Annotated in this window: 22 protein-coding genes; 13 read left to right on the top strand and 9 right to left on the bottom strand. The window is 29.0% G+C overall.

Going from position 1 to position 19,288, the window contains the following annotated elements:
• The first annotated feature begins 437 nt into the window (after nucleotides 1–437).
• The 3 genes from ABIN73_07515 (at nucleotide 438) to ABIN73_07505 (ending at nucleotide 1,673) form a co-directional block, all read left to right on the top strand.
• Nucleotides 438–878 carry a DUF5618 family protein gene (locus ABIN73_07515; protein MEO0269569.1) on the top strand — a complete coding sequence of 147 codons (441 nt, stop codon included), beginning with the start codon at nucleotides 438–440 and terminating at the stop codon, nucleotides 876–878.
• A gap of 211 nt (nucleotides 879–1,089) precedes the next feature.
• Complete coding sequence (locus ABIN73_07510; GenBank protein MEO0269568.1) at nucleotides 1,090–1,245, top strand: hypothetical protein; 156 nt, start codon at nucleotides 1,090–1,092, stop codon at nucleotides 1,243–1,245.
• A gap of 233 nt (nucleotides 1,246–1,478) precedes the next feature.
• Complete coding sequence (locus ABIN73_07505) at nucleotides 1,479–1,673, top strand: hypothetical protein (GenBank protein ID MEO0269567.1); 195 nt, start codon at nucleotides 1,479–1,481, stop codon at nucleotides 1,671–1,673.
• 134 nt (nucleotides 1,674–1,807) lie between these two features.
• Here the strand turns inward: ABIN73_07505 and ABIN73_07500 are convergent, their stop codons facing one another.
• Together ABIN73_07500 and ABIN73_07495 are read right to left on the bottom strand one after the other, a co-directional pair.
• Complete coding sequence (locus ABIN73_07500) at nucleotides 1,808–2,662, bottom strand: YwiC-like family protein (GenBank protein MEO0269566.1); 855 nt, start codon at nucleotides 2,660–2,662, stop codon at nucleotides 1,808–1,810.
• Nucleotides 2,613–3,143 carry a hemerythrin domain-containing protein gene (locus ABIN73_07495; protein MEO0269565.1) on the bottom strand — a complete coding sequence of 177 codons (531 nt, stop codon included), beginning with the start codon at nucleotides 3,141–3,143 and terminating at the stop codon, nucleotides 2,613–2,615. Before ABIN73_07495 ends, ABIN73_07500 begins: the two co-directional genes overlap by 50 nt.
• Before the next feature lie 132 nt (nucleotides 3,144–3,275).
• Between ABIN73_07495 and ABIN73_07490 the strand changes: the two genes are divergently transcribed.
• Entirely contained in the window at nucleotides 3,276–4,511 is a 1,236-nt protein-coding gene (locus tag ABIN73_07490) for an MFS transporter (protein MEO0269564.1), read from the top strand.
• Between the two features lie 9 nt (nucleotides 4,512–4,520).
• On the opposite strand, the gene ABIN73_07485 is transcribed toward ABIN73_07490, so the two are convergent.
• A complete protein-coding gene (locus tag ABIN73_07485; protein MEO0269563.1) occupies nucleotides 4,521–5,081 on the bottom strand; it encodes a helix-turn-helix domain-containing protein in 561 nt (186 codons plus the stop codon).
• A gap of 121 nt (nucleotides 5,082–5,202) precedes the next feature.
• Between ABIN73_07485 and ABIN73_07480 the strand changes: the two genes are divergently transcribed.
• Genes ABIN73_07480 through ABIN73_07465 form a run of 4 tightly spaced genes read left to right on the top strand, consistent with a single transcriptional unit; the run spans nucleotide 5,203 to nucleotide 8,974 of the window.
• A complete protein-coding gene (locus ABIN73_07480) occupies nucleotides 5,203–6,528 on the top strand; it encodes a KamA family radical SAM protein (GenBank protein ID MEO0269562.1) in 1,326 nt (441 codons plus the stop codon).
• 46 nt (nucleotides 6,529–6,574) lie between these two features.
• Nucleotides 6,575–7,567 carry an ATP-grasp domain-containing protein gene (locus tag ABIN73_07475; protein MEO0269561.1) on the top strand — a complete coding sequence of 331 codons (993 nt, stop codon included), beginning with the start codon at nucleotides 6,575–6,577 and terminating at the stop codon, nucleotides 7,565–7,567.
• A complete protein-coding gene (locus ABIN73_07470; GenBank protein ID MEO0269560.1) occupies nucleotides 7,551–8,510 on the top strand; it encodes a hypothetical protein in 960 nt (319 codons plus the stop codon). Before ABIN73_07475 ends, ABIN73_07470 begins: the two co-directional genes overlap by 17 nt.
• On the top strand, nucleotides 8,507–8,974 hold the full coding sequence (locus ABIN73_07465) for a GNAT family N-acetyltransferase (GenBank protein MEO0269559.1): 468 nt from the start codon (nucleotides 8,507–8,509) through the stop codon (nucleotides 8,972–8,974). The genes ABIN73_07470 and ABIN73_07465 overlap by 4 nt, the downstream gene beginning before the upstream one ends.
• On the opposite strand, the gene ABIN73_07460 is transcribed toward ABIN73_07465, so the two are convergent.
• Both ABIN73_07460 and ABIN73_07455 read right to left on the bottom strand, forming a co-directional pair.
• Nucleotides 8,971–9,606: a CDP-alcohol phosphatidyltransferase family protein gene (locus tag ABIN73_07460; GenBank protein ID MEO0269558.1), complete on the bottom strand. Its 636-nt coding sequence runs from the start codon at nucleotides 9,604–9,606 to the stop codon at nucleotides 8,971–8,973. The two genes, ABIN73_07465 and ABIN73_07460, sit on opposite strands and share 4 nt — an antisense overlap.
• A complete protein-coding gene (locus tag ABIN73_07455; GenBank protein ID MEO0269557.1) occupies nucleotides 9,593–10,099 on the bottom strand; it encodes an AAA family ATPase in 507 nt (168 codons plus the stop codon). Before ABIN73_07455 ends, ABIN73_07460 begins: the two co-directional genes overlap by 14 nt.
• Before the next feature lie 81 nt (nucleotides 10,100–10,180).
• Here ABIN73_07455 and purE point away from each other — a divergent pair, with 81 nt between their 5' ends.
• From purE to ABIN73_07435, 4 genes are all read left to right on the top strand, one after another.
• Entirely contained in the window at nucleotides 10,181–10,651 is a 471-nt protein-coding gene (gene purE / locus ABIN73_07450; protein MEO0269556.1) for a 5-(carboxyamino)imidazole ribonucleotide mutase, read from the top strand.
• Entirely contained in the window at nucleotides 10,644–11,669 is a 1,026-nt protein-coding gene (gene purC, locus ABIN73_07445; GenBank protein MEO0269555.1) for a phosphoribosylaminoimidazolesuccinocarboxamide synthase, read from the top strand. The genes purE and purC overlap by 8 nt, the downstream gene beginning before the upstream one ends.
• A 988-nt stretch (nucleotides 11,670–12,657) precedes the next feature.
• A complete protein-coding gene (locus ABIN73_07440; protein MEO0269554.1) occupies nucleotides 12,658–13,272 on the top strand; it encodes a hypothetical protein in 615 nt (204 codons plus the stop codon).
• On the top strand, nucleotides 13,272–13,628 hold the full coding sequence (locus tag ABIN73_07435) for a hypothetical protein (GenBank protein MEO0269553.1): 357 nt from the start codon (nucleotides 13,272–13,274) through the stop codon (nucleotides 13,626–13,628). The genes ABIN73_07440 and ABIN73_07435 overlap by 1 nt, the downstream gene beginning before the upstream one ends.
• A gap of 515 nt (nucleotides 13,629–14,143) precedes the next feature.
• Here the strand turns inward: ABIN73_07435 and ABIN73_07430 are convergent.
• From ABIN73_07430 to ABIN73_07420, 3 genes are read right to left on the bottom strand one after another with little or no spacing between them, the layout of a single operon-like run.
• Nucleotides 14,144–15,340, bottom strand: coding sequence for a T9SS type A sorting domain-containing protein (locus ABIN73_07430; GenBank protein ID MEO0269552.1), 1,197 nt, complete (start codon nucleotides 15,338–15,340; stop codon nucleotides 14,144–14,146).
• A gap of 41 nt (nucleotides 15,341–15,381) precedes the next feature.
• A complete protein-coding gene (locus ABIN73_07425) occupies nucleotides 15,382–15,948 on the bottom strand; it encodes a helix-turn-helix domain-containing protein (GenBank protein ID MEO0269551.1) in 567 nt (188 codons plus the stop codon).
• Nucleotides 15,949–15,972: 24 nt separating this feature from the next.
• Entirely contained in the window at nucleotides 15,973–16,452 is a 480-nt protein-coding gene (locus ABIN73_07420; GenBank protein MEO0269550.1) for a cytochrome P460 family protein, read from the bottom strand.
• A 112-nt stretch (nucleotides 16,453–16,564) separates the two neighbouring features.
• Between ABIN73_07420 and ABIN73_07415 the strand changes: the two genes are divergently transcribed.
• On the top strand, nucleotides 16,565–18,088 hold the full coding sequence (locus tag ABIN73_07415; protein ID MEO0269549.1) for an ATP-dependent DNA ligase: 1,524 nt from the start codon (nucleotides 16,565–16,567) through the stop codon (nucleotides 18,086–18,088).
• On the opposite strand, the gene ABIN73_07410 is transcribed toward ABIN73_07415, so the two are convergent.
• A complete protein-coding gene (locus ABIN73_07410) occupies nucleotides 18,068–19,276 on the bottom strand; it encodes an aspartate aminotransferase family protein (GenBank protein ID MEO0269548.1) in 1,209 nt (402 codons plus the stop codon). The two genes, ABIN73_07415 and ABIN73_07410, sit on opposite strands and share 21 nt — an antisense overlap.
• Nucleotides 19,277–19,288 lie beyond the last annotated feature (12 nt).

The following is a 19,288-nucleotide window of genomic DNA, read 5'->3' as shown; positions in this document are numbered from 1 at the left end:
AACAAGGTCAATATCAACATCGTGGGTTTTGAGCCTACCTATGAGGGATTGAAAATAACTAAAAGAAGGAATTTTTTCTAATGGGCTCCTTACAGCCTATAAAAGGCAAGACAATATGGAGACGATGAGATTGCAGGGGATCCCTTTAAATAGATAAATGTATGAATCTTTTATAGGCACAAGAAAACCCTTCAGAAATTCAATCAATTCTTTTTGATAGGAACATATGGACTTTAAAAGAGGCGAGGAGATGGTTTAAAGAGCATGATTTTCAATATAGAACTTATGAAAGGACAAAAAATTATTATAGATTTCCACAACTCCCGGCAGAAAATTTTGAAAGATTTAGAATAAAAGATTTTGGAAAAGGAATAAAAGCAGTTATAGGATTTGTAGAGGATTTGCAAGAAAATATTGAAGAGGATTATAATATAAGTATGGAAAATTTAAAAATAAATCCAGAAGAAATTGAGAAAATAAAAGAAGAGGCGATAAAGTTGTATAAAAATGCAGAAGAGACATTAAAAAAATCTCCTTTGGATGATGAAGGAGAATATTATGAAGAAATAAAATATGTTCAAGAAGCTTATGGGGCTTTATGGCTTTCTATTTTAAAGGCTCTTGATTATGCATTATTAAAGACAGGGAAAATAGACGAAGAAAAACTTCCTCAAAGTGCTGATGGATATAGAGATTGTATAAATAAGTATTTATTACATAAAGATGGGGATTTAAGAAGAAGATTTGAGAATTTATATAAAAAAATCCATATCGCGGGCTATTATAGAGGGTTAGAAGCATCAAAAGAAGGAATAAAAGTAGATTTTGAAAAAGCAAAAAAATTTCTTCAAAAATTAGGAATAGAAGTTGAAGATTAGACACTTAAACCCAGAAAGCAATTTTTTATTTAAATGAAGTTTACAATGTTCCTTATGATGTTCTTTCATATGCTTTCAAGGTTTCAAGGGCAACAATTAAAAGAATAAAAAAGAAAATTTAAAGAAGAGGACCAAAAATTAATATAAAAAAAATAAAATATATTATTTCAATTTTGAATTTTAATATCCTTTAAGGCAGTAAACATTAAAAATGAATAAATCCGAAGAAAATCTTTTGACAAATATAGAAAGAAAATTAAGTGAAAAATTAAAGAAAATTTTAGAAAAACAAAAGGAAGGTTTTGAAACTATCTATATAAGAAATGGGATGCGAGAAGAGGAATATAGATACGGTTTGGAAATATAAGAAAATAAAAAATCTCAGGAATAAAAAAGCATGAGTATTCACAGAGAGTTTTTACTGATTTTTATCAAAATTGAATTATATAATAGTAAAATAATATATGTAATTATAAAAAATGTGATTGATCTATACATGGTTTGTGTTTCACAAGAAAAAAGAAAGAATCCAGACTGGTAGAGAGGAATATAATAAAAGAATGTGGACTATGAAAAATTTTAAAGAGATATTATATAAAATTGTTTGAAAAATATGATGCTTATTCCCCTGATAAAGTATATCTGCATGCTGGCACAAAAGAAGGAGCCAAAAATTTAGGTCTTAATACAAAAGGGAAAAAAGCATTACAAATTAATGAATTACCAAAAGAACTTAAGGACCTTAGCCCAATAGAAATTGAAGATATTCTTTGTATTTATAGAGATAAATTTTAAAAATCTAAAAAAAGAAAAAAATGTGGAAAACAATTTAAAGAATGCTATGGCGATGTTACTTTAATAAAGAGACCAAAATCCTTTAAAATACAAAAAATGGGAAAAGGGAAGTGCGGGTTAAAAAAAGTATAAAGTTATATTAATTTCCTATTATCTCTCAAATAAGCAAAAACGATAAAAATGGCAAAAATTATTGATAATATAAGTTCTGTTATCCCTATTCTTTTTAAAGAAAGGGGCCTATCAAATTTTCTCAAAACAAAAAAATATGATTTAAAAAAAGTCGGTAGCACTGAAATAAAACTTAAATAAGGAAGAAAACCTCTATATGAAAAATAAAGGGAAAATAAAAGAAATAAAGTATGATATAAAAGAGAAACTTTCCCTACCCTTAATCTTACAGAAAATTTCTCTGATAATATGTTTTTATTCCTAACAAGATACCTGACATGAAAAACACTCCCGGAAAAAAATAGAAAGGTAAATATAAAAAGAAATATTCCATCTCTATCAATAACTCCCTTTGAAATGTAATAAAAAGAAGGTAAAAGAAGACTAAGCCCCAATATTCCAAAAATCTCAGAAGGCACTGACAATTCCTGACGATTAATTGAAAAATAAAAACTGATAAGGGTAATGAGTAGGGCAAGTAGAGCTATAAAAATTAATAAGTAATATTTATAGATAATTAAAAGAAACGAAAAGGTTAAAAGAATTATTATTAAATAGATAAAAGAAATCTCAAAAATTTCCTTTCTTCTTTCATCCCCTTTTCTTAATTTTAAAAATAAGCTTATGTTTTCCCGCATTAGAAAGGCAAAAAAACTTGAAAGAAAAAGTAAAAGAAAAGGTAAAAGTTTAAAATTCTTTGAACATAAGGTTCCTGTAAATATTGAGATAAAAAATATTGACCAGGCTCCGTGCTTTTTAGGAAAGGTCCTATTTATAATTTTTTTCCATTTCATGGATGAGTTCATGATATTTTTCATGAACCCCTTCTCCAATAACTTCCTTTTCAAATTTTTCAAATTTTTCTAAAAGTTCTTCCTGAGTTTTTTTATCAATATGAATATCTGCCATATTAAAGAGTATATTATCCTCTTTAAAAATATGATTCCTTAAAAGCCCTATATAAGAAATTGCATCTTCCTTAAATTTTTGAAAGTTATTTTCTTTTATTGCAGAATCCATTCCCTTTATGAAGTTTCTCCCCTCTATGTGTTCAAAAAGCATAACACCAATAGGACCTCCTTCCCTCGGAATACCAGCTCTTTCCATTTCAGGAAATAACATATCCTCTTCCTTACCATGATGACATTTATCAGCAAAGTTTTTAAAGAAATCAATCATTTTTTCAGCATCACCCTTATTAAATTCGTTTTCTTTTGCTTTCTCACAAAACTTTTCAAGAACATTAAGCATTCTTTCAATTAATCTGTGTTCATTTTTTAAAATATCTGTTGGTTTCATTTTTTACCTCCTTTAAGTTAGGATTCCTTATTATACTTTATGCTATTAAAAAATTCAAGTATATAATAAAAGAAATTATTCCTTTGAAATTCAATATTTTTTTGTATTAAATTTATACTTTTATATTTTTTAATGAATATAAAAAGAAATTTAAATATTTCCCTTTTTGAAGGAATTGTTTCAGGTATTCATGCAGGCATATCCAATGGAGTTTATATAACTGCCTTTGCTGTTAAGATAGGAGCTTATGCCCATGATGTTGCCTTTATGAGTTCCCTTTTTAATATCTCATTTGTTTTTTCCTTTATTTCTGTATTTTTTCTTTTTCTTTTGAGAAGACCGATGACAATAGCAGGATTAACAGGATTTATTTCAAGGGGAATATGGATTTTATTCTTTTTTGAGATTTTCTGGAAGGTTAAAATTCTTTTTTTAATAATTCTTTTATCAGGAATATTTTTAAACATATCTTCCACTGCCTGGAGTTTCTGGTTCTCAAATATTTTAAAGGGTCTTGATTCAGGAAGAGGGGAATACCTCGGGATGAGGCTGGGAGTTATAACCCTTGCCCAATCCTTTTCTTTTTTTGTAGTGGGTATACTCTTTGAAAGAATAGGTTTCAAAGTTCTTTTTGTTATTTTATTTTTCCTGTCTGTTGTTTCTCTTATTCTTTATTTCTTTCAGGAGGAGATAAAAATAGAAGAAAAATTCAGTGTAGGTGAATATTTAAATGAAATTATTAGGGATAGAGAATTTGTTAAATTTATTACTTATATTTTTATTTTTAATCTTCTCATAAACATAACAGCCCCAATGTTTGGATACTATGCTGTAAAGTATATGAAACTTACAAATTTAGAGATAGCACTATGGACTGTATCAATGGGTTTAGGTAGTGCTATCTTTCAACCATTTTGGGGAAAATTTGTTGATAAGATTTCACCGAGAACAACTTTAAAGATAAATCTTTTTTTTATAACAATAATTCCTATAATCTGGATTATAAGACCCCCTTGGATGTGGTATTTTATTTATTTAGATGGTTTTTTAAGCACCTTTGGATGGGCAGGAATAAACCTTGCCCATTCATATATAAATTTAATGTTAATAAAAAATCCCCTATACCAGGTAGTTTTTTTAACAATAGGAGGTATAGGAAGTTTTATAGGAAACAATCTCGGTGGAATTTTTGTTAAAAGCTTTAAAATTGAAGAAATAGGAATTAAGGTCTCCTTTTTTCTTTCTTCAATTTTCAGATTTTTTCTTGCCCTTTATCTTCCCAAATTTTTTATAGGAAAAATTATGCCAACAAAAAGAGCAATTTTTTACATAATAAAATATCTTTTAACAAAGTTTTTGACAAGGTAAATAAGAGTATTAAAATATGTCAATATTCGGAGGTGAAACTATGTGTATTATGATAGCGGATTTGTTTTTTGATCTGTTTTCAAAAAAATGAATTTTATCAGGATAAAAAAAATAACTTTCACCCCTTTCCACTTTAATTTTCTTTTTTCCAAACTGAAAATAAACAGCTCCCTTTAGAACAAAACCACCCTCTTCTCCTTGATGCGGTGATTCTACCCTTGTTGATGTAAAGGGAGGAATCTCAACTTTTAAAATGTCAAAGGATTTGTTACCCCCGAAAGGCGTTAAAAGGGTAAGATTTATATTTTCCTTCTCAATAAATTTATAATCAAACTTTCCAAATTTAAAAAATACTCCCTTTTCCTCTTTTTCAAAAAATTCAGAGAAGGAAAGACCAAGGGCATCAAGAATTGATTTAAAAGTTGAAATTGAGGGAGTTATTTTACCCCTCTCAATCTGGGAAAGGGCTGACTTTGTTACACCTGATCTCAGGGAAAGTTCCTTTAAAGTTAAACCCTCACTTTTTCTTATTTTTCTTATTTTTTCACCTATTTCCCTTTCAAAGGACATATTGAATTTTAATTTATTTTTGAAAAAGTTTTCCACAAACTCTTGACAAATTGTTTTTTTTAATTTATTATTATTAACTGAAAATTTTGTTAAGTAAAATAAAACTTTAAAGGGATAAAAAATGGAAATAATAAAAGAAGATAAAAACAAGGATACCTTAAGGGGGGATGAACCTCCCCCCTCGCCTGTCCTTCTCAAAAAGGAAGAAAAATACTTCTGGCAAAAATTGCCCCTCTATCAAGATGTTCCACCTGAAATTTTCTATGACTATAAATGGCAAATAAGAAATTTAATTAGGACTCCTGAACAATTATTTGAAGCTTTTCCTTTTTTAACTGAAAAAGAAAAGAGAGATATAAGACTTGTTGCGAGAAAATTTCCAATATTAATTTCTCCCTATTATCTTTCACTTATTGATCCTGAAAATCCTGATGACCCTATAAGGAAACAGGCAATTCCAAGTATTGATGAATTACATGATTATAAAGGGGTAAGAGACCCTCTTGAAGAGGAGGAGGATGAAGCTGCCCCTGGTTTAATTCACAGATATCCTGATAGAGCTTTACTTATTACAACAAATTTCTGCACAACTTACTGCAGGCACTGCACAAGAAAAAGATTGCTCGGTAAAGGCGGAACTGTTAAAGTTTATCAGGAATTTGATAAGGTTTTGAACTATTTAAGAGAACACCCTGAAATAAATGATATAATTCTTTCAGGTGGAGATCCTCTAACCCTGCCAATTCTGAAACTTAAATTTATACTTGACGGACTAAAAACTATTCCTTCTATCCAGGTAGTAAGACTTGGTTCAAGAGTTCCTGTGACTCTTCCTATGAGACTGTTTGATCAAGAGCTATTAAATCTTTTATCCCAGTATGATTTTCTATGGTTGAATACCCACTTTAACCATCCAAAGGAAATAACCGAACTTTCTAAAAAGGCAGTTTTAAATTTATTAAAGTGTGGAATACCTGTTAATAACCAGTCTGTTTTATTAAAGGGAATAAATGATAATGTGGAGACAATGAGAGAACTTTTAAAAGCTCTTTTAAGGATAAAGGTAAGACCCTATTATTTATTCCACTGTGACCCTACAAAAGGAGTTTCCCACTTCAGAACATCTGTTTATAAGGGAATAGAGATAATTGAAGGTTTAAGGGGGCATATTTCAGGACTTGCTATTCCCACTTATGTTGTTGATGCGCCCCATGGAGGTGGTAAAATTCCTGTTATGCCAAACTATGTTATCTCAATGTCAGAGGATAGGATTGTTCTCAGAAACTATGAAGGAATGATAATATCCTATACCTGGAATGGTTCTGAAAGAGAAGGAAGGCAAAAAGGTATAAATAAAGAAGGTATCTTTGGTCTTTTAAAGGGTGAAAAGGAATACTTAATTCCTGAAAAAACTTATCGAATGGAAAGAAGAAGAATCAGAAAATAGTTTAATTAAAAATTAATTTATTTAAAAATTAAATTAAAATTTTTCTATGAAAATTGGAATAACCTATGATTTAAAACCTAAAGAAGTGCCTCCTCATTTGCCCGAGGATATATTTGAGGAGTTTGATTCAGAAATAACTGTTAATTCTCTAAAAAAAACGATAGAAAGTTTTGGTTTTGAAACTATACTTTTGGGTAGTGGAAAAGATTTTATAGAGAAAATTTTAAAGGAAAAGGTTGATTTTATCTTTAATATTGCTGAGGGGTTTGGAACAAGATCAAGGGAAGGACATGTTCCATCAGTATGTGAAATGCTCAATATCCCTTATTCAGGTTCTGACCCCCTTGCTTTAAGTATTACCTTAGATAAAGAGTTATGTAAGAGATTTGCTAAATCCATTGGTGTGAGAACACCGAGTTTTAAGGTTATTAAAAGTTTAAAGGAACTTAAAAATTTTAAATTTAAAGATTTTCCCTGTGTTTTGAAATTAAAAAATGAGGGTTCAAGCATAGGATTAAGACTTTCCTCAAAGGTAAATAGTCTCGATGAATTAAAAGAAAAAGCAAAAGAACTTCTTGAAAAATACAGAGAGCCTGTGCTTGTTGAAAAATTTGTGCCCGGAAAAGAAGTAACCGTAGGTATAATTGGAAATGAAAAAATTAAATTCTTTGGATTGATGGAGATAAGACCAAAAAGATTAAAGGAAGAAGATTTTCTCTATTCCCTTGAAGTTAAGAGAAATTATAAGGAGGAGGTTGAATATATTGTTCCACCTGAAATACCTGAAGAAAAGAAAAGGGAAATAAAAAGGTATGTTTTAAAACTTTTTAAAGCCCTTGATTTAAAAGATTTTTCAAGATTTGATTTCAGGTTTGACGAAAATTTTAACCCTTATTTTCTTGAAATAAATCCACTTCCTGGTCTTAACCCTGAAACAAGTGATTTTCCGATTATGGCTTATAAAATGGGTTTAAGTTATAGAGAAATCATAGAAAAGATTTTAGAGAGTGCCTTTGAAAGATATGGAATTAAAAAATAAAAAAATCTGCATTCTTTACAACGAACCCAAGGAATCAGATTTACCTGATAGAGCTTCTGTTATGGATGAGGTTAATCTTGTTAAAGATACACTTTTAAACCTTTCCTGCGAAGTTTTTTTATTACCTGTTGATAGAAAACTTGAGTGGATAGATATTTTAAAAAAGAAAGGTTTTGATGTTGTTATTAATTTGTGTGAAGATTTTGAAGGAAAACCCGAAGGTGAAAGCTGGGTAGCAGGTATTCTTGAAACCCTTGAAATTCCTTATACCGGTTCCCCTCCTGAATCCTTTTCTTTATGTCTTGATAAGGTTAAAGCAAAAATTTTAGTAAGCCATTATGGAATTAAAACTCCTAAATTTTTTGTAATAGGTGAGGAGGATAAAATTTTTTTCCCTCTTATTTTAAAACCAAGAAAAAGTGATTCAAGCCTCTTTATTGAAAAGAAAAATGTAATTTTTAATGAAAAAGATTATAAAAGAAGGATTAGAGAACTCGAAAAATACAATGTTCCTTTTTTTGCTGAAGAATATATTGATGGAAGAGAATTTAATGTTTCAATTTTTGATGATAGGGTAATAGGAATAGGTGAAGTAATCTTTAAAACAGAACCAAGAATTTTAACCTATAGTTCAAAATGGGATAAAAATAGCGAAGATTATGTTTTAACACCTGTTATTTACCCAGCTGAACTTGATAAAAAAAAGGAAAAGGAGATTGAAAATATATCCTTAAAAATTTTTAATATACTTGAAATGAGGGATTACGGTAGGATAGACTTAAGAATGGATTTTAAAGGCGAAATTTTTTTTATTGAAGCAAATCCCAATCCTGATATTTCAAGGGATTCTGGCTTTTATAAAGCCCTTGAATTTAGAGGAATTTCATATTCTCATTTTATAGAGAGATTGATAGAAAGAGCTTGTGAGAGAAGAAAATTATGAAAACTCTTGAATTAAAAGTAACAAAACTCTCAAAGGAGGTAAGGTCTTCTTTTATTGATATATTAAATAGAACTCCTGATTTTAATGAAAAGGACAAAAAGACCTGTTTATATGTTTTTGATGGAATTGAAAGGGGAGAATACGAGGGGATAGGTATTTTTGAAAATGGTAATTTACTTGGATTTATTCTTTTTTCAGAGAATTTTCTTGCTGATTCTGTAATGGAGCTTTTATGGATTGTGGTTGACCCTAATTTTTACGGTCAGGGGATAGCAGAGATTTTATTTCAAGAATTTTTAAATGAAGTTAATAGAAGAAAAATAAGAATGATAGTTCTTGAAACACAGGAAAAGCATAAGAGGGCAAGAAGGTTTTATGAGAAAATGGGTTTTAAAAAAGAGGCAGAGATTAAGGATTTTTATAGAGTAGGTGAGTCAAAAGAAATCTGGGTTAAAAGACTTTAAGAATTTTTTTTAATAAAACAGTATAATCTGTAAATACCGTTATCCCATCTCCATACATTGATAAAAATTAATCCATAAAACATTATATAAGGATTTTTGAAAATTTCTGTTAAAATTGAAAAGATAAAGATAATAAAAACAATTAAATCCCTTGTGTCTCTTATAATATGCCTTCTAAAACCTTTTGTATTTTTTACAATAAACTGAGTTAAAAGTCTTGTCATTATTGTAAAGGATGTAATAAATAAAATTAAAAAATTATTAAAATTGTATTTTGAAAGAGAATACCCAAGTGAAAAAGCTGCAATTGAATCAACTATGTAGTCACTTACAGTATCAAGAAGTGCTCCACCTTCAGAAGTAAGATTTTTCTTTCTTGCAATTTCTCCATCAATTCCATCACAAATTGAAGCTAATTGATAGAAAAAACCTGTTAAAAGAATACTTCTTAAAATTCCTGATAAAATAAGAAAAAAAGAAAAGAGTATTAAAAATATAAGAGTTATCTTATTTGGATGTATATTTTTTTTAATAATTATTTTTGTAAAAAGTGAAGAGAAGTATCTGTTTATGTGTTTTGATACAATTCCATCCTTTGGTTTTGAATCGGGGTGAGCCTTAAATAAGATCATTTTTTTTAAGGTCTTCCATTAAAATATTTAAAGTTTCATCCTCTTTCAATTTCCCAGTATCTAAAACAAGGGAGTAGGGTTCAAAGTTTTTCATCAATCTATTATAAAATTTAAGTAGCTTTTCTTTCCCTTTTGGTTCTAAAAAATTTTTATCCCTTTCAAGTATAATTTCAAAGGGTGGGTTTAAAAGATAAATCCTGAAAATTATTTTTCTCCTTTTAAGAAATTTAATTACTTTTGATATTTCCTTTTTTGAGGTAAAAGAGTAGTCAAGAATTAAGGAATATCCTTCTTTTATAAGTTCCTTTGTAATGTTATAAAATATTGAAAATCTCATTTTTTTCTTTTCAAATACTTTTTTTATTTTAAAAATTTCGTCATATTGAAGTAATATAAATCCCTTTTCTTTTAAATTTTCAAAAAGTTTTTTTGCTAAACTTGTTTTTCCTGATCTTGGTATTCCTCTGAATATAATCACAGATTGTTTATTCATTAAAATTTAGACTTAAATATTAAAAGAATTTTAAGATTTTTCTCAAGTTCTGGTATAATTATTTTTTAAAAAGGAGAAAAAATGAAAGTGGTTATAATTATGGGTTCAAAGCAGGACCTTGAACATTCAAAAAAGATCGCTGAAAAATTAAAAGAGTTTGAAGTGGAATGTGTTTTAAGGATTGCCTCTGCCCATAAAACACCTTTAAAAGTCCTTGAAATTTTGAAAGAATATGAAAATGAGGATGCTGTATTTATAACCGTTGCTGGGAGAAGTAATGCTTTAAGTGGTTTCGTTGATGCAAATACAACAAAACCCTGTATAGCCTGTCCACCTTACAGTGATAAATTCAGCGGCTTTGACATTTTTTCCACTTTGAGAATGCCTTCAGGTGTTGCACCCCTTACAGTATTAGAGCCTGAAGGAGCTGCACTTTCTGCTTTAAAGATACTTGCTTTAAAGGATAAAAATCTTGAAAAAAAAATCAAAGAATACCAGGAAAAAATTAAAAATGAAATTGAGAATTCTGACAAGGAGTTAAAAATTGGGTAGTGTAAAAGACCTTTATGTTATAAAAACCCCATATGAAAGAGAACCAGGATTAGGTAGATTTATATTTTCAGATAGGTATTCTGTTTTTGACTGGGGGGAAATGCCTGACCATATAGAGGATAAAGGTAAGGCTTTATGTATTGTATCAAGTTATTTTTTTGAAAAACTTGAAAATCTTGGTATAAAGACCCATTATCTCGGGCTTTTAGAAGATGGGAAAGTAAAAAAACTGAAAGATTTAAAAAAACCCTCAAATGTAATGGAAATAAAACTTTTAAGGGTTTTAAAACCTGAAATAAAAGAAGGAAAATATGATTATTCTATTTATAAAAAGGAGAGATTTAACTTTTTGATTCCCCTTGAGGTTATTTACAGAAATTCACTTCCAGAGGGTTCATCAGTTTTTAAAAGATTAAAAGAGGGGAAATTAAAACCTTTAGATATTGGTTTAAATAGAATGCCAGAGCCAGGAGAAAGGTTAGAAAAGCCTTTTATTGATTTTTCAACAAAACTTGAGGAAACTGACAGATATATAGGTTTTGAGGAAGCAAAGGAAATAGCAGGTTTAAGTGACAGGGAAATGGAGGAAATAAAGGAGAAAACACTTTTTATAAACAACCTAATTTCAGAAGAAGTTAAAAAAATAAATCTTTTTAATGAAGATGGGAAATTCGAGTTTGGTTTTAATGAAGAAAGAAAAATTATAGTGGTAGATGCAATAGGAACACTTGATGAATGTAGATTTACTTATGAGGGAATTCATGTGAGTAAAGAGATTGCAAGGATCTATTATAGAAAAACGGAATGGTTTGAAGAAGTGGAGAAGGCGAAAAAAATTGATAGTATAAAATGGAAAAATTTTGTAAAAGTTTTTCCTCCAAGTTTACCTAAGGAATTAAAAAAAGTAATAGAAGATATTTATAGAGCTTTTGCAAATGAAATAACAGGAAGGGAATGGTTTAAAGCCCCGAGTTTAAATGAGATTTTGAGAAGTCTTAAAAATTTATTCCAAAATTAATGTTTGAGGTCATTAAATTTTTTGAAAAATAGGTAGCAAGGCAAAAAAGGATGCTTTTGGAGTTAAGAAGGGCTAAGGTATATTTATGGAAAAAAATCAGGAACTTTTTATAGTAGACACTCCTTGTAATCTTACAGATATTGAAAAATTTTAAAGAGATATTAGATAATGGGGAAAGGTAAAAATTCGCAGGCTAAAGCCTGCGCCTACCAATTTTATAAAATCTTCAGATGGAAAGCTACACCTTTTAAGGTATAAAGTAACAAGTTTTTTAGAATATTGTTTCTATTATCCCTCATATTATCTTCACCCTTAATTTTCAAAAAACAAAGGTTCTATAATTTTATGGTAATATCCCGCAGGCTAAAGCCTGCGCCTACCAATTTTTTAACATTTATTACCATAATTTTATTGTAGCCGCAACCTTTAGGTTTCGTTATATTCTTTTATAAAATCTTCATATGGGGAGCCGCACCTTTAAGGTATAAAGTAACAAGTTTTTTAGAATATTGTTTCTATTATCCTTCATATTATCTTCACCCTTAATTTTTCAAAAAAAACAAAGGTTCTATAATTTTATGGTAGCCGCACCCTTTAGGGTGCGCAAAAATTCACTTTAAGATTAAAATATGAAAAAGAAAAAAAGTTTAAAAAATAAATGATAGAGAAGAAAAATTAAGGGAGATTACTATCAAATTTTTTGAAAAATAGGCAGCAAAAGAAGCTTTTGAAGTTAAAAAGATTGCGGTATATTTACGGAAAAAGCAAAATCAAGAACATTTTGTAGCAGGCACGCTTTTAATCTTATTGAGCCAAAAAAATTTAATATAAACCTCATAAATCTTTAAATAACTTTTCTCCCCTTGATTATTTTTTAAAAACATATATTAATAATCCTTATCAGTCTAAAATGTTATGGTTTTCTACATCTACTTGAGTTTTTTTTTCCATTACCCTGTATAATTAAAAAACAATAGGAGCTAAAATTATGAAATTAATAATAATTTTAGTTTTTTGTGAAAGTAATATATTAGTGGGGCTGGAACATAATACAGAATCTGGATTTTTATTTGAATCCTCCAAAAGTTCATTTATTTTTCTGAAACAAAATTATGTTTCTTTATATTCAAAATATTCAAATATTTATTATTCAAATATTTATTCAAATTCTGAAAAAAGTGCCTCTTCCAGTTTTTTATTTAATGTAATTAATGTAATAGTTTATACAACAGAATTTTTATTTTCACTTGTTTGGCCTACTTTGTTTAATGGAGCTCTAGCTATGGCTTCTCTTTATAATCCAGGTCAATCTTTTGATATTTTTCCTGAAGGATTGTTACTTTATATTGGGGTGAATTCTATATTGGTTCCGCTTACAATTCATGGAATAGGAGTATTGTGTGAGAAAAAAGGAAATCTTAAAAATTCTATAATTGCTACAGCAATTTCATCCATACCTGGTGCAATAAGTTACTATTTGCTGTGGAAATATCCTGAATTAAGTTTAGCTGAGGGATTTTTTCTGGGATGTTTATCGGAATTTTCACCTTCCTTAGGTGGGGTTATTGGTTATAATGTGAAAATTAGCATAGGGGGTAAATAATGGCAATGATATTATTTATTTTTTTAAATTATACAGCAAAGATTTTTATGAAATATCCTTTTAAATATGAAAGGATTGTAGGTGGTGATACAACTTCTTGCTGGTATGGGGAGGATAGTGTGGTAACACAAGCAAGAATTATTGTGAGGATTTATAAAAAATTTGATAGAAAATTTTTGGAAAAAGAGGGGATACTGAATGATTCAGGATTCTGTGCAATCAATTTTGATTATTGGGATAATGGTGAAGAAGTTAAAACATTAAATATTGAAAAGATGGAAATATTTTTGCCTGATGCTAATATAGTAAAAAGCAAGGTAGACGCAAATTTCATCTGCAAAATTAACCCACAATAAATTTTCTTATATTGGCAAAAAATTCAATATTGCATGAAAAATTTTAAAGAGATATTAGATAATGGGAAAAGGTAAAAATTCGCAGGCTAAAGCCTGCGCCTACCATTTTTTTGAAAATCTTTTGCTGGGGAGTCACACCTTTTAAGGTATAAAGTAACAACATTTTTAGAATATTGTTTCTATTATGCCTCATATTATCTTCACCCTTAATTTTCCAAAAAAACAAAGGTTCTATAATTTTATGGTAGCCGCACCCTTTAGGGTGCGCAAAAATTCACTTTAAGATTAAAATATGAAAAAGAAAAAAGTTTAAAAAATAATAATAGAGAGGAAAAATTGAGGGAAATTAATTATCAAATTTTTTGAAAAATGTGGCGACAAGGCAACAAAGAATGCTTTTTAAAGTTGAAAGATTTAAAGAGGACTATACAAGAACATTTTGTATGAGGCACTCCTTTTAATCTTATTGAGCCAGAAAAATTCAATATTGTTATGGTATTCTACATCTTAAAAATTTATTCCATAATTAAGATTTTCTTAGTATATTTCTTTGTAGAGGTTGTAAATTTCAAAAAGTAAAAACCTCTCTTTAAAAGATTTTTATCTTTTGAGAGATTGAAATTAAGTATATATTCCCCTGGTTTAATTTCCTTTCTTGATAAAAGATCAATCATTTTTCTTCCAGTTATGTTATATAGACTCAATTCAATTTTATCCTTAGTATCTTCTTCTGAAACATAGAACCTAATTTTTAAATCTCCTCCCAAATTATTGTAAATTGCAAAGTAAGATTTTTCAGTATCAATTTTTTCTGATATCTCAGTTCCTATGGGGAAATATTCAAATTTATCAACCCAGGCGCAGTCCGAACCATTTGAGTTTGCACCATCTTTTGAGTAAACCCATTTAATACTGTGATTCCCTGATGCATTGATTATGAATCTTTTTAATACCCAGCCTCCAGTTGTTCCTGAAATAAAATCTTTTAAAGTATCATCTTTTAGAAAGTAAAGTCTGTCATAGTTTGCTTCTGAGGAAACTCTCCAGTAGAATTTTAAGCTACAGGGTCCTACTACATTTGTATATAAACGGGAGAAACCGTTATGGGGTATTCTTCCACTTATCGCAGCATCCTGACCGTCATAGCTGAAACATGTCTCTCCTATCCAGGGAGCACTACCATCACTGTAAAAGGTTAAGTTTGTGTTATCGAGTGCTTCCTGAAGTGTTACTAAGTTGTTGTTTATTGGAAAATATCTCACATAATCAACCCATCCAGCATCCTGTCCTGAAGAACCCGAACCATCTTTGGAATATGTCCATACCATTGTGTCTGTTCCAGGGCTTAATATCACTATTTTTTTCTGTATCCAGCCCCCGGTTGTTCCTGAAATTCTATCATATAGTTGGGAGGCTGCATATTTTCTAACAAAACTTAAAAAATCATAGTTTGCTTCTGAGGAAACTCTCCAGTAGAATTTTAAGCTACAGGGTGATTGGATGGTTGTTTTTAGAAAGGTTAACTGATTATGGGTAATGGTACCACTCTGTGCAGCATCATTATCGTAATAATAATAGTTTGTTTGATAGAACCAGTTTGCATTACCTCCTGTTATGAAATTGAGATCATAATTATCAAGAGCATCCTGTAAAGTCTGGGAATAAAGATAAGATGTTAACCCTATTGATATTAAAAATCTTAAAAATTTCATTTTTTACCTCTTTTTTTAAAAAGGAATTGAACCCGAATTTTTTATGTAATACTTACAAAATCAGAACAGTTTATCTTTAAATCTCTTATTTTTAGTTCCCTATTAAGAAATTTGCAGTAAAATCTATTATTTTTAATTTTAAAATAGATACATTTTGAACACATTTTCTGTAAACTTATAATACCCATATCAATGGAGTAATCTATAAAATCAAAAATAAACTTTAAAATAATTTCTTTTTCTTTTTCAGAGAAATTTTTTAATACTTTTTTGAATAGATTTATGCTTAATGAGAAATTCTTTATGCTCTCTTTTTTATTCTCTTTAATCTTAAGGATTTTTTCTCTTCTGTCTAATTCTGATTGAGTTTTTTCAATAAAGTTTTTTTTCTGTAAATTTTTTATTGACTTAGAAAGGGTGGTTTTATCAAGGGAAGTAATTTTCTCCAGGTTTTTTATTTTTAAATTCCCTTCAGAAAGGAGGGAAAGCAGGATTTGAACCTGAGTCGGACTTAATTTAAATTTAGAACTTTCCCTCCTTAAAAAAACTTTCATAATTTCAGATACTCTTTCAAGACCGGAAAGGATTTTAAAATCTAAATTTTCCAAAGAGAAATTATAGGAAAGGATTTTTTATTTTCTCCAATCACTGAAAATATAATCTTTTTCCTTCTGAGAGGCGTGACAACTGAAACATTCCCTTTTAGCATCCTTAACAATCTGTTTTGAAGGGTCTCCTTCTGCAAAGGCAGCAAATTCCCAGTTGCCGGTTTCTGTAAATAATTTTTTACCATGCTTTTTCATATAGGCAAGAACCTTCCTTTTTCCCTCTGCCACTGAATTATTTTCCTTGACCACTTCAAGAAGGTCAAAAACAAATACAGAACCCTCAGGGAAAACTTTTTCATTATTTAAGAGAGCTTTGTAAGCCTTTTCATTTGCATATACATGGTGAATACCTCCAAAGGCTTCAAATAGTGGATGACCTTCTTCAAGAATTAGAGTTTTAACATGGAACCAGTTTCTGTAATTTTCAGGATAGTAAGTTTTTGTTGAGGAGATGAGGATAAAACAGGATGCGCTCATCATAGCCTTTAAAATTAAATCCTTCATTATAACCTCCTCTTTTAATATTAGGGGATTGAACCCTAAAATAGTTGGTAATACCAACTAAATTATACAATATTAATTTGAAAATTTCAAGTTTTTAGTATAAAAATTTTTTATGTATTTTTCAGAAATTATTCATATTTATGAAAAAGTTAAGGAAAAAAGTTCTTTAAAGGATAAAATATTTATTTTATCTGATTTTTTTAAAAAATTAAGTTTAGAGGAAATTAAAATTTCTTTTTCCCTTCTCTCAGGAATCCCCCTTTATGGGAAATTGAATGTAGGTTACTCCCTCTTAAGGGAAGTTTTAGCTTCAATAAAGGATTTTTCTGTAAGGGAAATAGAACTAAAGGAAATAGAGGAATTTATCAAAAAATTGAGTTTTATTAAAGGGGAAGGTTCTTTAAGTCAAAGGTTTTATCTTTTGAAAGATTTTTTCAAAAACTTAAATGAAAAAGAAAGAGCATTTTTTGTTGATTATTTGATTGGAGAAGTAAGGCAGGGTGCAAAGGAAAAAATTATTTTTAAAGCTCTTTTAAAAGCAAAGGGAATTGATATTAAAGAAGGAGAAAAATTACTTAAAAGAGGAAATATCCTAGAACTTGTTTATGAAATTTTTGAAAAGGGTAATTTAATTTTTAAAGAATTTAAACCCAAAATTTTTGAGCCCCTTTCACCTATGCTCGCAGAAATTGAAGAAGATCCTTTAAGACTTTTCAAAAAGGGAAAAAATTTTTTACTTGAATTCAAACTTGATGGAGCAAGGCTCCAGATTCATAAGGAAAAGGATAAAATAAAGATATTTTCAAGAAATTTAAAGGATATAACATTTAAATTAAAAAATCTAACAGAATTTTTTAAGAACTTTAAAAGAGATTTTATTTTGGATGCTGAAGGAGTTATTTTAAATGAGGAAGGAATCCCTATCCCTTTTCAGGATTTTATGAAGGAGTTCGGTAAAAAATATGTTGAAAGTGAAAATATTTCTCCCTTTGTTTTTGATATTCTTTATGTGGATGGAGAGTTTTTACTTGATTACCCCCTTAAGGAAAGAAAGAAAATTCTTGAGGAGATAATTCCTGAAAAAATCAAAATGCCCTATATCATAACTGATAAAAAGGATGAAGCAGAAAATTTTTTCTTAAAGTCAATTGAAAAAGGGAATGAGGGTTTAATTATCAAGGATCCAGTGAGCCCCTATACCTATGGAAAAAGAGGAAAATACTGGTTTAAATGGAAAAAATTTTATACTCTTGACCTTGTTATAACAGGTGCCGAATGGGGTCATGGTAAAAGAAAGGGATTTTTATCAAATCTTCATCTTTCCTGTCTTGATGAGGAAAGAAAAAATTTTCTTGATCTTGGTAAAACTTTTAAAGGTCTAAAAGAAGAAGATTTGATTTTCCTTACTAAAAATCTTCCTCCTTTAACAGAAAAAAATTTTGGATGGATGATTAAGGTTAAACCCTTTTATGTAGTTGAAGTTGCCTTTGATGAGGTAATTGAAAGTAAGGTTTATAATTCAGGATTTTCCTTAAGGTTTGCAAGGGTTAAAAGGTTCAGATTTGATAAAAGTGCCCATGATATTGCAGATATAAAAGAGATAAGAAGAATTTTTTTAATGGAGAGAAATATCTAAAAAATCTATAATTTTTTTTAGTTTTTTTTCTGAAAAATATAAAGAAGGGACAAAAGTTAAAACATTGTGTTTTTCACCTTCAAGAAGGGTTAAAAATCCTTTTTTTATTAATTTTTTCCATAAATTTAAAGATAGTTTTTCGTCCTTAAATTCTATGCCCCATAAAATTCCTTTTCCCCTTATTTCCTTAATTTCCCTTTTATTTTCTAATTTTTTAAGTAGTTCTTTAAAAATTTTCTCCTTTTCCTTTACTATTTTTAAAGGATTTTCTTTTTTATAAAGTTCTAAAAAGGCAAGGGATGATATTATTGATAAAGGATGGGTTAAAAAGGTTGTTGCATAAAGGGGATCTCCTTTTATTTCCCAAACTTTCATAATTTCTTTTTTCCCCACACAGGCAGAAATTGGGAATCCGCCTCCGAGTGCTTTCCCGAGGCACAAAATATCAGGGAAATCTATTTCATATTGAAAGCAGAAATCTTTACCTGTTCTTGCAAAACCTGTAAAAACCTCATCAATTATTAATATAATATCATTATCTTTAGCATATTCATAGAGAATTTTAATAAAATTTTTGGGGGGAAGTTTTATTCCACCTCTTCCCTGTATCGGTTCTAAAATAATTCCAGCTATTTCTTTTGGGTTTAGACTTTTTAAATTCCTTTCAAGATCTTCAAGATCCTCTTCTCTTTCAGGATATTTAATTTCTATTGAGTAATTTTTTAAAAATTTTTCAAAGGGTTTTTTAAAATGATAAATATTTGTAATAGAGAGGTTGAACATTGAAAGACCGTGGTATGAATTTTTGAAGGAAATTATTTTTTCTCTTTTAGTATATAAAAAGGCAGTTTTAATTGCTATTTCAATAGCATCAGTTCCTGATATTCCAAAGGTGCAGAGCAAATCTTTGTTTTTAAAAAATTTAACAATTTCTTCTGATAATTTTTCTCTTTTTTCATAAGGAAAGAGATCCGCCATTGAGTGAGGTTTAATTTTAAAGTATTCTTTAACTTTTTTAATTATAAAGGGATTGAAGTGTCCGAAGAGGGAAACGCCAAAAAAGGATGTAAAGTCATAATATTTTTTATTATTTTTATCCCATACAAGGTCCCCTTTTGCTTTTTTGAGAATTAAATTTATTCCGCCAGTTTTAAGGGATAAAGAGGTAGCTGATTCGAATTTGAACAATTTTAAGGAAAA

The organism is candidate division WOR-3 bacterium, assembly GCA_039804025.1.
GTDB lineage: Bacteria > Hydrothermota > Hydrothermia > Hydrothermales > JAJRUZ01 > JBCNVI01.
The sequence above is the reverse complement of the archived record's forward strand: the minus strand, read 5'-3'. Positions and strand labels throughout refer to the sequence as shown.

What these genes read in the sequence shown, in the direction of transcription:
- ABIN73_07515 (MEO0269569.1), top strand. Translation starts at nt 438, where the DNA reads ATGGAAAATTTAAAAATAAATCCAGAAGAAATTGAGAAAATAAAAGAA.
- ABIN73_07510 (MEO0269568.1), top strand. Translation starts at nt 1,090, where the DNA reads ATGAATAAATCCGAAGAAAATCTTTTGACAAATATAGAAAGAAAATTA.
- ABIN73_07500 (MEO0269566.1), bottom strand. Translation starts at nt 2,662, where the DNA reads ATGAAAAATATCATGAACTCATCCATGAAATGGAAAAAAATTATAAAT.
- ABIN73_07495 (MEO0269565.1), bottom strand. Translation starts at nt 3,143, where the DNA reads ATGAAACCAACAGATATTTTAAAAAATGAACACAGATTAATTGAAAGA.
- ABIN73_07490 (MEO0269564.1), top strand. Translation starts at nt 3,276, where the DNA reads ATGAATATAAAAAGAAATTTAAATATTTCCCTTTTTGAAGGAATTGTT.
- ABIN73_07485 (MEO0269563.1), bottom strand. Translation starts at nt 5,081, where the DNA reads ATGTCCTTTGAAAGGGAAATAGGTGAAAAAATAAGAAAAATAAGAAAA.
- ABIN73_07480 (MEO0269562.1), top strand. Translation starts at nt 5,203, where the DNA reads ATGGAAATAATAAAAGAAGATAAAAACAAGGATACCTTAAGGGGGGAT.
- ABIN73_07475 (MEO0269561.1), top strand. Translation starts at nt 6,575, where the DNA reads ATGAAAATTGGAATAACCTATGATTTAAAACCTAAAGAAGTGCCTCCT.
- ABIN73_07470 (MEO0269560.1), top strand. Translation starts at nt 7,551, where the DNA reads ATGGAATTAAAAAATAAAAAAATCTGCATTCTTTACAACGAACCCAAG.
- ABIN73_07465 (MEO0269559.1), top strand. Translation starts at nt 8,507, where the DNA reads ATGAAAACTCTTGAATTAAAAGTAACAAAACTCTCAAAGGAGGTAAGG.
- ABIN73_07460 (MEO0269558.1), bottom strand. Translation starts at nt 9,606, where the DNA reads ATGATCTTATTTAAGGCTCACCCCGATTCAAAACCAAAGGATGGAATT.
- ABIN73_07455 (MEO0269557.1), bottom strand. Translation starts at nt 10,099, where the DNA reads ATGAATAAACAATCTGTGATTATATTCAGAGGAATACCAAGATCAGGA.
- purE (MEO0269556.1), top strand. Translation starts at nt 10,181, where the DNA reads ATGAAAGTGGTTATAATTATGGGTTCAAAGCAGGACCTTGAACATTCA.
- ABIN73_07440 (MEO0269554.1), top strand. Translation starts at nt 12,658, where the DNA reads ATGAAATTAATAATAATTTTAGTTTTTTGTGAAAGTAATATATTAGTG.
- ABIN73_07435 (MEO0269553.1), top strand. Translation starts at nt 13,272, where the DNA reads ATGGCAATGATATTATTTATTTTTTTAAATTATACAGCAAAGATTTTT.
- ABIN73_07430 (MEO0269552.1), bottom strand. Translation starts at nt 15,340, where the DNA reads ATGAAATTTTTAAGATTTTTAATATCAATAGGGTTAACATCTTATCTT.
- ABIN73_07420 (MEO0269550.1), bottom strand. Translation starts at nt 16,452, where the DNA reads ATGAAGGATTTAATTTTAAAGGCTATGATGAGCGCATCCTGTTTTATC.
- ABIN73_07415 (MEO0269549.1), top strand. Translation starts at nt 16,565, where the DNA reads ATGTATTTTTCAGAAATTATTCATATTTATGAAAAAGTTAAGGAAAAA.